Raw genomic sequence first — 12210 nt, 5'->3', positions numbered from 1 at the left:
GGTACGGTGCGCCCATGAGTCAGCAGGTTGAGGCCCGGCCGTTCTCGCTCGGCGGGCGCGCCGTGCTGGCGGCCCAACTGCTGATGCTGACCGCCGTGCTGGTCGGCAGTTTCGGTGTGCTGCTCACGGCCGCGCTACGCGCCGGCGATCTCCCGGCGCTGCTGGAACCGGGGCTGGAACGGTTGGGCGATCCGAAGGACTCGCTTCCGCCGGTCGGGCCGGACTCGGCGTGGAACCCGCTGCTCTGGGTCTTCGAACTCAGCCGGGTGGTGGCGATGTTCGTCCGGCCGCTCGCCGTGGTGACCCTGCTCCTCGGGCTGGTATCCCTCTTCCGCACCTGGCGGGTCGGCGATCGGGCGACGTTCCGCTGGCTCACGGTCGGCACCGTCCTGTGGTGCGCCACGGCGATCGTCGCGTCGACCCCCTACGGCACGCAACTGCACCACTGGTTGCTCGACTAGGCCCTGTGCCGATGGACGAGTGACGACGCAGTGGCCGGCGGGCGGGGCCCGGAACTCGTGAGCGGACGGTGTCGGTCGTGCTTGTTACCGTCCGGCATTCGCCGGAGCCGATCCGGCTGGCTCGGTCCGACCGGACACGAGCTGACGGGGAAAGGGGTGCCCGGAATGGGCGACGGGGAGAAGAGCGCGCTGTCGATGTTCCTGGAGGCGCAGCGGGCCAGCGTCCTCGCGATCATCGAAGGGCTCGACGTGACAGCCCTGACCACCGCCGTGCTGCCCTCCGGGTGGACGCCGCTGGGCCTGGTGGAGCACCTCGGCTACGCCGAGCGGCACTGGTTCCAGGAGATCGTCACCGGCTCCGCCGATCCGCTGGCCTGGCCCGACGACGATCACGCCCCACTGACCACACCCCGACCGCCGTCGGTGGTGCTGGCGTTCTACCGTGCCCAGTGCGACCGGTCCGACGCGGTCCTCGCCGCCACGCCGCTGTCCGCACCGGTACGCGGGCGGCACCCCGGTCCGCTCGGGGACGAGGTCACCGACCTGCGGCGGGTGGTCCTGCACATGATCGAGGAGACCGCACGTCACGCGGGTCACCTGGACGTGGCGCGCGAGCTGCTCGACGGCAAGACCGGTCTCGGCCCCCGATAGCCGCCGCCCCGGTCGGCGCCCCGACCCGGTCGAGGACCGGGTCGGGGCGACCGCGAGCGCGTCGAGGGACGCAACGGTCAGCGCAGGCCGGCGGCGGCGAGCAGGTTCCCCTCCGGGAGCGCCGGTAGGGTCCGTCCGTGCGCCATCTGGCGAGCCGCCCGTTCCGCGGCGAACGTCGGTGCCTGGGCGATCGCCGAGGCGTACGTCGAGGCGGTGCGGCTGGCGATGGCGGCCCAGCCGTACTGCTCGTGCACCATGGCGCGGGCCCGGCGGGCCAGCGTCCGGGCGCGTTCGGCGTCGGAGAGCAGGGTGTGCACCGCGTCGGTCAGCGCGTCCGGGTCGTGCGGCCGGAAGGTCACCCCGGTGACACCCGGCTCCACGATCTCGGCGAGCCCGCCGGTCTCGGCGACCGCGAGCGGCGCACCGGCGGCGGCACCCTCCAGGGCGACCATGCCGAACGGCTCGTAGATGCTGGGCACGGCGAAGCAGTCCGAGGCGGCCATCACCGCTGGCAGGTCGGTGCCGCCGAGGAAGCCGGGCAGGCTGACCGTGCCGGCCAGGCCGAGCCGGTGCACGTCGGCCTCCAGTTCACCCCGGTACGGCCCGTCTCCGACGATCACCGCGCGCAGCCCCGGGTGCCGCTCCCGCAACCGGGGCAGCCCCGCGAGCAGATGTTGCACACCCTTCTCGTAGACCAGCCGGCCGGCGAAGGTGACCAACGGTCCGTCCCCCGCGAACCGGGCTCGGGCCTGGGCGACGGCGGAGGCCGGTACCCGCCAACGGTGCGGCTCCACCCCGTTGGGCACCACGTCCACCTGGGCGGTCGGCACGCCGAACAGGCCGGTCACCTCGTCGCGCATGTAGCCGGAGCAGACGATGACGCGGGTCGACTCGCCGCCGAGCCAGTGCTCCACACCGTGGATGGTGCGGTTCATCTCCTCGGGTAGCCAGCCCTGGTGTCGGCCGGCCTCGGTCGCGTGGATGGTGCTGACCAGCGGCAGGTCGAGGTGGTCGCGCAGGGTCATCGCGGTGTGCGCGACGAGCCAGTCGTGGGCGTGGATCACGTCGTAGTCGCCGGTGGCGGCGGCGCGCAGCGCGGCCCGGGTGAGGGTGTGGTTGAACGCCATCGTCCAGGCCAGTAGCGAGCCGGTGGCCAGTGGGAAGGTCACCGGGTCCTCGGCGGCGCGGACGACGCGCACCCCGTCGACGTACTCCTCCAGCGGGGCTCCGTCGGCGTGGCGGGTGACGACGGTGACCTCGTGACCGGCCGCGGCCAGGGCCACCGACAGGGCGTGCACGTGCCGACCCAGGCCGCCCACGAGCACCGGCGGGTACTCCCACGACAGCATCAGGATGCGGCGGGGCTGCGACCCGGCGGTGGTGCCGGACTGCGCCGGCACCTGGGGGCGCGAGGTGAGCGTGGGGCGGTGGACACGGTCCGCGGCGGTGGCGGTACGCCCGCCGACCCGCAGGGTGGTCACATCAGTCTCCGTCCGTGCAGGAAGGAACGCGCCGACGTCGGTGGCGGCGAGAGGGCAGGGTTGGGTTTCGGACACGCGTGGACGCGCCCGCGGTGCGAGGATCTGGTAGACGCGCTGACACGCGCCCGCGAACAAGGAAACGTCATGACGGCCGATCCCGCATCTCGAAGAGGGCCTCAGTGACTGACGACACCGCAGGGTTCATCTCGACTCAGTCGGGCGGATACCGGGCATTCACCCGATCGGATGGATTGGCGGTGGACCGTGCGGGGCATTACCGCCCCGCGCATCACCGGGTTCCCTGGCGGGTGCGCTCATGGTGCGGGCGGGCGCGCTCATGACACGTGGGCCGAAGGAGCGACATGCAGGTCTGGCCGGGCGAGCGGTATCCCCTCGGCGCCACCTACGACGGGATGGGCACCAACTTCGCGATCTTTTCGGAGGTGGCGGAGAAGATCGAACTCTGCCTCTTCGACGAGTGGGACACCGGCGCCGAGCGCCGGGTCGAGCTGCGGGAGGTCGACGCGTACGTCTGGCACGCGTACATCCCGGGGATCGGGCCGGGGCAGCGGTACGGATACCGGGTGCACGGGCCGTACGATCCGGCGAACGGAGTGCGCTGCAACCCGGCCAAGCTGCTCATCGACCCGTACGCCAAGGCCATCGACGGTGACGTGCGGTGGGACCCGGCGGTCTACGACTACACCCACGGTGACCCCGACCGGATCAACACCACCGACTCGGCGCCGTTCATGCCCAAGTCGGTGGTGGTGAACCCGTACTTCGACTGGGGCAACGACGCGCCGCCGCGCATCCCGTACCACCACTCGGTCATCTACGAGGCCCACGTACGCGGGCTGACCATGCGGCTGCCCGGCATCCCCGAGGAACTGCGCGGCACGTACGCGGGCATCGCCTCACCTCCGATGATCGAGCACCTGACCCGGCTCGGGATCACCGCCATCGAGCTGATGCCGGTGCACCAGTTCGTCAACGACCATCGCCTGGCCGACCTGGGCCTGCGCAACTACTGGGGCTACAACACCATCGGCTTCTTCGCCCCGCACCACGCTTACTCGGCCCTGGGACACCTCGGCCAGCAGGTGCAGGAGTTCCGGGGCATGGTCAAGGCGCTGCACGCCGCCGGCATCGAGGTGATCCTCGACGTGGTCTACAACCACACCGCCGAGGGCAACCACCTCGGCCCCACGCTGAGCTTCAAGGGTGTCGACAACCCCAGCTACTACCGGCTATCGGAGGAGGATCGGCGGTACTACGTCGACTACACCGGCACCGGCAACAGCCTCAACGTCCGCAGCCCCCACTCCCTCCAGCTGATCATGGATTCGCTGCGGTACTGGGTGACCGAGATGCACGTCGACGGGTTCCGTTTCGACCTCGCCGCCACCCTGGCCCGCGAGTTCTACGAGGTGGACCGGCTCTCCACCTTCTTCGAGGTGGTCCAGCAGGACCCGGTGGTCAGCCGGGCCAAGCTGATCGCCGAACCGTGGGACGTCGGCCCCGGCGGCTACCAGGTCGGCAACTTCCCGCCGCAGTGGACCGAGTGGAACGGCAAGTACCGCGACACCGTTCGCGACTTCTGGCGCGGCGAACCGGCCACCCTCGCCGAGTTCGCCTCCCGCATCTCCGGCTCCGCCGACCTGTACCAGGACGACGGACGCCGCCCGTTCCACAGCATCAACTTCGTCACCTGCCACGACGGGTTCACCCTGACCGACCTGGTGTCGTACAACGACAAGCACAACGAGGCCAACGGCGAGGACAACCGCGACGGCGAGAGTCACAACCGGTCCTGGAACTGCGGCGTCGAGGGCGACACCGACGACCCGGGCGTGGTCGGCCTGCGCGCCCGCCAGCGGCGCAACTTCCTGGCCACCCTGATGCTGTCGCAGGGCGTACCGATGATCGGCCACGGCGACGAGCTGGGCCGCACCCAGCGCGGCAACAACAACGCCTACTGCCAGGACAGCGAACTGGCCTGGATCGACTGGGACAACACCGACACCGACCTGCTCGACTTCACCCGCCGGCTGGTCGAGTTCCGCCGCCAGCACCAGGTGTTCCGCCGCCGTCGCTTCTTCACCGGCCTGCCGGTGCGCTCCCGCGAGCTGGACGAGCCGTTGCCCGACCTGGCCTGGTACACCCCCGACGGGCGGGAGATGACCGGCGAGGACTGGGGCAACGACTTCGGCCGCTCGGTGGCGTTGTTCGTCAACGGCGAGGGCATCCGTGAACGCGGCCAGTACGGCCAACGCCACCACGACTCCTCCTTCTGGCTCTGCTTCAACGCCCACGACGCGCCGTTGGACTTCACCCTCCCGCCGGCCGAGTTCGGCCACCGTTGGGAACTGGTGATCAGCACCGCCGAACCCGACCAGGACAAGAGCACCACCGTGGAGGCCGGCGGCACGCTCTGCGTACCGGACCGCTCCCTGGTGGTGCTGGAGAGGGTGGCCTGACATGCCCGCTCGGTCCGTGACCTCCACCTACCGGGTGCAGGTGCGCCCCGGCTTCGACCTGGACGCCACCGCCGGCCTCGCCGGCTACCTCGCCGACCTCGGCGTCACCCACCTGTACAGCGCGCCGCTGCTGGCCGCCGCCCCGGGCAGCGCCCACGGCTACGACGTGGTCGACCACCGGCAGGTCAACCCGGAACTCGGCGGCGAGGCCGGCCGGCAGCGGCTGCTGCGGGCCCTGCGCGACGCCGGCCTCGGCCTGGTCGTGGACATCGTGCCCAACCACGCCGGGGTGGCCGTGCCGGTGGCCAACCCGGCCTGGTGGGACGTGCTGCGCCGGGGCCGCGAGTCGGCGTACGCCGGCTGGTTCGACATCGACTGGCAGCGGGGGCGGCTGCTGCTGCCGGTGCTCGCCGACACCCCCGACGCCCTAGACGACCTCAAGATCGCTGACGGGGAGCTGCGCTACCACGAGCACCGCTTCCCGATCGCCGACGGCACCGGCGACGGCAGCGCCCGGGAGGTGCACGACCGGCAGCACTACGAGCTGGTCTCCTGGCGACGCGGCGACACCGAACTGACGTACCGCCGGTTCTTCGCCGTTTCCAGCCTGGCCGGGCTGCGGGTGGAGGACCCGGAGGTGTTCGCCGCCACCCACGAGCTGATCCTGGCCTGGGCGGCGGCGGGTGAGGTCGACGGCATCCGGGTCGACCACCCCGACGGGCTGCGCGACCCCGGCGGCTACCTGGCCCGGTTGCGCGCCGCCGCGCCGGACGCGTGGCTGATCGTGGAGAAGATCCTGGAGTACGGCGAGGAGCTGCCGCCCTGGCCGGTCGACGGCACGACCGGCTACGACGCGCTCAACGCCGTCGGTGGGCTCTTCGTCGACGGCGACGCCGAGGCTGACTTCACCGCCCTGGACACCCGCCTCGCCGGCCGGGCCACCTCCTGGGCCGACCTGACCCACGACACGAAACTCGGCGCGGCCACCCGACTGCTGGCCGCCGAACTGACCCGGCTGGCCGCGCTCGCCCCCGACGTCGACCCCGACGCGGCCCGCGCCGCCCTGGCCGAGCTCGCCGCCGCCTTCGCCGTCTACCGCGGCTACCCGCCCGACGGGGCCCGGCACCTGGCCAACGCCCGCGCCGAGGCCGGCCGCCGCCGGATCGACCTGACCGGGGCGCTGGACGCCGTCACCCGACGGCTGCGCGACCCCGACGACGAACTGGCCCGCCGCTTCCCACAGTTCACCGGCGCGGTGATGGCCAAGGGCGTCGAGGACACCGCCTACTACCGGTGGAGCCGGTTCATCGCGCTCAACGAGGTCGGCGGCAGCCCCACCCACTTCGGCACCCTGCCCGGCCGGTTCCACCGCTTCGCCGCCGCCCGCCACGAGCGCTGGCCGGCGAGCATGACCACCCTGTCGACCCACGACACCAAGCGGGGCGAGGACGTCCGTGCCCGCCTCGCCGTCCTCGCCGAGCTGCCGCAGCGCTGGGCCGAGCTGGTCACCGGCTGGATGGCCGCGGTGCCGCTGCCCGACGCCGCCCTGGCCCACCTGCTCTGGCAGACCGCCGTCGGCGCCTGGCCCATCGAACGCGAGCGGCTGCACGCGTACGCGGAGAAGGCCGCCCGGGAGGCGGCGGCCTCGACCAGTTGGACGGACCCCGACCCGGCCTTCGAACGGGCCATGCACGCCCTGGTCGACGCCATGTACGACGACCCGGCCGTCAACGCCGAGCTGGCCGCCTTCGCCGCCGAGATCACCCCGCCCGGCTGGTCGAACTCGCTCGGACAGAAACTCGTGCAACTGGCCATGCCCGGGGTGCCGGACACCTACCAGGGCACCGAGCTGTGGGACAACTCCCTGGTCGACCCGGACAACCGCCGCCCGGTCGACTTCGGCGTACGCCGGGAACTGCTGGCCCGGCTCGACGCGGGCTGGCAGCCGCCGGTGGACGACACCGGCGCGGCGAAGCTGCTGGTGGTGTCGCGGACGCTGCGGGCGCGCCGCGACCTTCCGGAGCTGTTCGGCGACTACCAGCCGGTCATCGTGCACGGACCGGCGGCCCGGCACGCGGTCGCCTTCGACCGGGGCGGCGCGGTCGCCGTGGCCACCCGGCTGCCGCTGCGCCTGGCCGCCGCCGGCGGCTGGCGGGACACCACCCTGTCACTACCCGTTAAAGAGATGTCGTGCCTGTTCACCGGTCGGGTCTACAGTGGCACTCAGGTCCGCATGGCTGATCTGTTGACCACCTATCCCGTCGCGCTGTTGGTGCCCACCACCTGACCCGGGAGGCTGCGTCATGACCGAGTTCACCGTCTGGGCACCCGAGGCGAAACGGGTGCGGCTGCACCTGCCCGGCGCCGCCGACCACGAGATGCGTGCCGCTCGGGACGGCTGGTGGCGGGTCGAGGTGCCCGACGCCGGCCCCGACTACGCGTTCCTGCTCGACGACGACGACCAGCCGCTGCCCGACCCCCGGTCGGCCTGGCAGCCGGCCGGTGTGCATGGGCCCAGCCGGATCTACGATCACGCGGCCTTCCGCTGGACCGACCGGTCCTGGACCGGTCGGCAGCTGCCCGGCAGCATCCTGTACGAGCTGCACGTCGGCACCTTCACCCCGGAGGGCACCTTCGACGCGGCGATCGGCAGGCTCGACCATCTGGTCGACCTGGGTGTCGACATGATCGAGCTGCTGCCGGTCAACGCCTTCAACGGCGAACACAACTGGGGCTACGACGGCGTCTGCTGGTACGCCCCGCACGAACCGTACGGCGGGCCGGACGGCCTGAAACGTTTCGTGGACGCCGCTCACGCTCGCGGCCTGGGGGTGATCCTCGACGTCGTCTACAACCATTTCGGGCCCTCCGGGGCCTACGCGCCGAAGTTCGCGCCCTATGTGGGGGAGCGGCACACCCCCTGGGGTCAGGCCGTCAACCTGGACGGGCCGCACTCCGACGGGGTACGCCGCTTCATCATCGACAGCGTCCTCATGTGGCTGCGCGACTACCATGTCGACGGGCTGCGCCTGGACGCCGTGCACGCCATGCCCGACACCCGCGCGGTGCACCTGCTGGAGGAGCTGACCGTCGAGGTCGAGTCGCTCTCGACGCACCTGGGCCGCCCGCTGTCGCTGATCGCCGAGTCCGACCTCAACGACCCTCGGTTGATCACGCCCCGGGAGGCCGGCGGCATGGGCCTGCACGCCCAGTGGAACGACGACGCCCACCACGCCCTGCACACCCTGCTGACCGGCGAACGGCAGGGCTACTACGGCGACTTCGGCACCATGGAGTGCCTGGTGGAGGTGCTCACCGGCGGCTTCTTCCACACCGGCACGTGGTCCAGCTTCCGCAGCCGCCAACACGGCCGTCCCGTCGACCCGCGTACCCCCGGCCACCGCTTCGTGGCGTACCTCCAGAACCACGACCAGATCGGCAACCGCGCGACCGGTGACCGGCTCACCGCCTCCCTGTCCCCGGCCCTGCTCAGGGTCGGCGCGACCCTGCTGATGACCGCGCCCTTCACCCCGATGCTGTTCATGGGGGAGGAGTGGGCCGCCGCCACACCCTGGCAGTACTTCACCTCCCACCCGGAGCCGGAACTGGCCTCCGCGGTGGTAACCGGCCGCCGTGAGGAGTTCGCCGCGCACGGCTGGCCCGCTACCGAGGTGCCGGACCCGCAGGACCCGCAGACCTTCCTGCGCTCCCGGCTCGACTGGGCCGAGCTGGACAAACCCGAACACCGCGAGATGTACGACTTCTACCGCCGCCTCATCGCCCTGCGCAAGTCCCGCCCGGACCTCTCCGACCCCCGCCTGCACACCCTCGATGTACGCCACGGCGACCAGTTCCTGGTGATGCGGCGAGGCGGCTGCCTGGTTGCAGCCAACCTCGCCGACAAACCGCAACGGGTAACGTTGCCGGGAGTGGCCCGACGGGTCCTGCTGGCCACGGCGGAGGGCGTCACCGTCCAACGCGACCGCATCGAACTACCAGCCGAGGCAGCAGCGATCGTGGCGCTGTGAGGATGCCAACATTCGTTGCGCTCTTGCGGGTGGAAATTGGGAATACTTGCGTATCCCGGCTGGATGTCAATTCGTTCCGTTGGGTCGGCTGGTGTTTATTCTATTCAGTAAGTCGTGCCCAGCCTCGAAGGACTGTCGCCGCATCAACGATGGCTGTCAGGCCTTTGTTGATTTTGCGCAGCGGTGCCCTGATTACCCGAGACAGCGACTGTACTTGGTCGATGCTCTGAGATAGAGAGGTGAGTTCAGCCGCTCCGCTCGACGTGGCCTTAGCCAGGCCTTGAATGCTCGCGAAGAAGGCCTCCGCCTGTGCGCGATCACCATCTGGTAGTCCGGATGATTTTGCGGCTTCAATTAATGCGACAACTCCGGGATTGGCGTCTACGACTGTGCGCCCGAAGTCTGTCCCTAAGGCATCGATTCGTTCGGCAGGTGAACTGATGTCTAGTGCGAATTGATTGAGTGCAACAAGTCGACCTCGTGCGCCGGCGCCGCGTGCATCACTCGCCCGCATGCGAGCCGCTGAGGCCTCTGCGATCTCGCCGAGCCGTTGCATCTCAATTGTGAGTTCGTCCAGGGTTTCACCCCAGGAGGCCGCTGCCTCTTCTGCTTTTGCAATCTTATCCAAGAACCCCTCTGGGTCGGACTGGTCAATATCCTCGATGTCTGGTAGGGGGCGCTCAGAGATCTGGGCCGTTATGCTGGCGAGGCGAGTCGCTAGCTTATGGACGGCGCTCCGGTACTCTGGCGACTCCTCGGCGGAAAGGCGCAGGGATCGCCAGTCTTGGTATTGGGTATCCTGCACTAGGCGCGCAACTTCGTCATCGGTATCTGGATCGGTCACTGCCGGAGTGTCCGCGTATAGGATCGGTAGTACCAGTTCTCGGGCGTCTGCGCTTACTGCCCGACTCAAATACTCCATGAACTCCCGGCGACATTGCTCACTTCTAAGGTACAAAGGTGTGATTATTGGGATGAAGAAAGCAGTGCGCGCCAACGCACCATCGATGACGCTCTTCCATTCATCGCCCCATTCGATGGCCGAGTTGTCAACAAATAGAGCCAGGCTCTCCGCTGTCAGCAATTCGTATTCGTTGGCTATTGCCGTGGAAAGACGCCTAATTCTTCCCTGCTCAAGTTGATCATCGCGATGCGTGTAGCTCCAAAAGCCGATTGGCCCATCCGTTTGCATCGAAGAATTGTATGTTGCCACCTCGACGCGTGCACGTTACTGACAAATCTCTGACAGTTTGGTGCGAATGCAGCAGAAACCAATAAGCCAAATGCCGGTGCGGCGCCAACCTAATTCGGCCAGCCGGAACGGCGTTGATGCCCTGGTTGGCGGCTAATGTCGGTTGTAGTTACTCGAACTTTCTAGCGTGGCGGGGTGAGCCAAGCGAGGGGCTGGCCGGTTAGCGCAGCGTCGGCGAGGCGGTGGGCGGATGCGGTCTTGAGGGCGGTGCGGGAGCTGTCGATCCAGCGCTGGACGTTGTCGATGCCCTGGTGCCGGTACTCGACGGCTTGGACGAGGCATTCGAGTTTATCGGCGTCGCGGGCGACGATGGCTTCGAGAGTTTCCCCTGCTTCGTACTCGGCGACGGCGGCGTTGATGACGTCGGCGACGGCGGGTGGGCAGGCGGCAACCTGGTCGGCGGTGACGGCGGTGTTAGGTACGGCGGTGAGGTAGCGCTTGGCGATGTGTGGGATGTCGGTGATCCGGGTTTCCTGGGTGTCGTGCAGGGTGCACAGCATGGACACCCGGGCCGGATCGGCGCCCTCCATGGCGGCGAGTATCGTGCCGATGACCGCAGTGCGGAATGAATGCTCGGCGACGGACTCGGGATGCTTGACCCCGGCGAACCACCAGCCGGTGCGGGCAGCGCGCTTGAGCACACCTGCCTCGAAGATGAAGCTCATCGCCCCGGCAGCCTGTTGGTCCTCGCTCATCTGCCCGCCCCTTGGCCCGTGATTCCGTCGGTCCGCAGGCTGTAGACGATAGACGTTAGTTCCTGCCTGGACTGTGCGGAGATGCTGTCGTGGTCGAGGAGGATGGTGCTGCGGTTGACCAACGCTTGGCTCGTGGCAGCGTCGTCGTAGGAAAGACCCTGGCGGGCGGTCAGCAAGGCCCAGGTGTTGTGGATGTTGAGGTCCACGAACGGGTGTCCGGGTTTGAGACGCGCGACCAAGTGGCGGAGGAGACGTGAGCCACGCCAGTCGGTGCGGGCGGCGGGCATGAAGGCGTCGTTTCGCTGGCGGTAGGGGATCTCGCCGACCCAGTAGGCGGAGTAGTTCAGCGCCGCCTGCTGGCAGGCGTCGTCCGGGTGGGCGCGGGCGATGAAGTCGCGGAGTGGCTCCGGGTTGCCTTGGTTGGCCAGCGAGGTGACCACGGATCGGGCGGCAGGCCACATCGGTGACCAGGTGTTGTGGCTGGTGATCCGGCGAGCCGTTCGCGCGTTGTGCTGTGCGAGCCACTCGGCGGACTCCTTCGTGGGGTCCGTGCCGGCGAGGAAGCAAGCTTGCCGGTGCAGCAGTTCGTGTGGGTGCCGACCAATGGCAGCGCGTTCAGCCAGCACGTGAAGATGCTGGAAGAAGGTGTGACGCTGATCTGCGGGGAGGATCGGTCCGTCGGCGACCGGACCTCGCCGTGGGTGGGTTGGTGGGAGGTCTCTGACGAAGCTCGGTGGCCGGCCGGTGACCGCCCATACGATCAGATCAGTCAGCCGGTGGGTGAGCACCGACCATCCAAGCGCTTGTTCACATAGCTCGGCTCGGTCCACCTGCTGGTCAAGGATATTGGCGAGGATGAAGTCCGCTTCGACGGCGTCGTCAACGGCGGCAAGCAGACGGGCACGGCCTCCGAGCCTGCCAAGCTTCTGACGGATTGTGAGTGCCTGCCCGAAAGGCACGGCCGTGAAGGGCCGCCGCCCGGATTCCCAGCTCTGCACCGTTGCGCGGTCGACCCCGAGCTCGGCGGCAACTTGTTCCTGCGTCAACGGGATGGACTCGCGGACCAGCTTCAGTAGGTACCCGGTCACGTAGCCGCGCGGCCTGGACGATCGGCCGTGAACTGTCACCTGGCACCCCCAAGTTGACCGGTGGTCGACGTTCG

9 protein-coding genes are annotated in these 12210 nt (G+C 69.2%); 5 read left to right on the top strand and 4 right to left on the bottom strand.

All coding sequences use genetic code 11. From position 1 onward, the window contains the following. The first annotated feature begins 14 nt into the window (after positions 1-14). Both SM447_RS16465 and SM447_RS16460 read left to right on the top strand, forming a co-directional pair. Positions 15-461, top strand: a complete 447-nt coding sequence (locus tag SM447_RS16465) for a hypothetical protein (RefSeq protein ID WP_474573685.1) — start codon at positions 15-17, stop codon at positions 459-461. Positions 462-626: 165 nt separating this feature from the next. After that, the gene (locus SM447_RS16460) at positions 627-1112 is read left to right on the top strand and encodes a DinB family protein (protein WP_474573684.1); all 486 of its coding nucleotides are present in this window, start codon (positions 627-629) and stop codon (positions 1110-1112) included. 77 nt (positions 1113-1189) lie between these two features. On the opposite strand, the gene SM447_RS16455 is transcribed toward SM447_RS16460, so the two are convergent. Then, the gene (locus tag SM447_RS16455) at positions 1190-2593 is read right to left on the bottom strand and encodes a glycosyltransferase family 4 protein (protein WP_474573683.1); all 1404 of its coding nucleotides are present in this window, start codon (positions 2591-2593) and stop codon (positions 1190-1192) included. A gap of 362 nt (positions 2594-2955) precedes the next feature. On the opposite strand from SM447_RS16455, the gene glgX reads away from it, so the two are divergent. Genes glgX through treZ form a run of 3 tightly spaced genes read left to right on the top strand, consistent with a single transcriptional unit; the run spans position 2956 to position 9101 of the window. Continuing rightward, a complete protein-coding gene (gene glgX, locus SM447_RS16450; protein ID WP_474573682.1) occupies positions 2956-5073 on the top strand; it encodes a glycogen debranching protein GlgX in 2118 nt (705 codons plus the stop codon). Between the two features lies 1 nt (position 5074). Then, positions 5075-7360 carry a malto-oligosyltrehalose synthase gene (gene treY / locus SM447_RS16445; protein WP_474573681.1) on the top strand — a complete coding sequence of 762 codons (2286 nt, stop codon included), beginning with the start codon at positions 5075-5077 and terminating at the stop codon, positions 7358-7360. Between the two features lie 16 nt (positions 7361-7376). Continuing rightward, positions 7377-9101: a malto-oligosyltrehalose trehalohydrolase gene (gene treZ, locus SM447_RS16440; protein WP_474573680.1), complete on the top strand. Its 1725-nt coding sequence runs from the start codon at positions 7377-7379 to the stop codon at positions 9099-9101. Between the two features lie 100 nt (positions 9102-9201). Here treZ and SM447_RS16435 read toward each other — a convergent pair whose 3' ends face one another. The 3 genes from SM447_RS16435 to SM447_RS16425 form a co-directional block, all read right to left on the bottom strand. Next, the gene (locus SM447_RS16435; RefSeq protein WP_474573679.1) at positions 9202-10293 is read right to left on the bottom strand and encodes a TIR domain-containing protein; all 1092 of its coding nucleotides are present in this window, start codon (positions 10291-10293) and stop codon (positions 9202-9204) included. Between the two features lie 182 nt (positions 10294-10475). Continuing rightward, positions 10476-11048, bottom strand: coding sequence for an HD domain-containing protein (locus SM447_RS16430; RefSeq protein ID WP_474573678.1), 573 nt, complete (start codon positions 11046-11048; stop codon positions 10476-10478). Continuing rightward, the gene (locus SM447_RS16425) at positions 11045-12175 is read right to left on the bottom strand and encodes a helix-turn-helix domain-containing protein (protein WP_474573677.1); all 1131 of its coding nucleotides are present in this window, start codon (positions 12173-12175) and stop codon (positions 11045-11047) included. Before SM447_RS16425 ends, SM447_RS16430 begins: the two co-directional genes overlap by 4 nt. Between the last annotated feature and the right edge of the window lie 35 nt (positions 12176-12210).

It is taken from the genome of Micromonospora aridisoli, from assembly GCF_056150025.1.
Note: the sequence above shows the minus strand (reverse complement) of the source record. Positions and strands in the feature narration are given on the sequence as shown.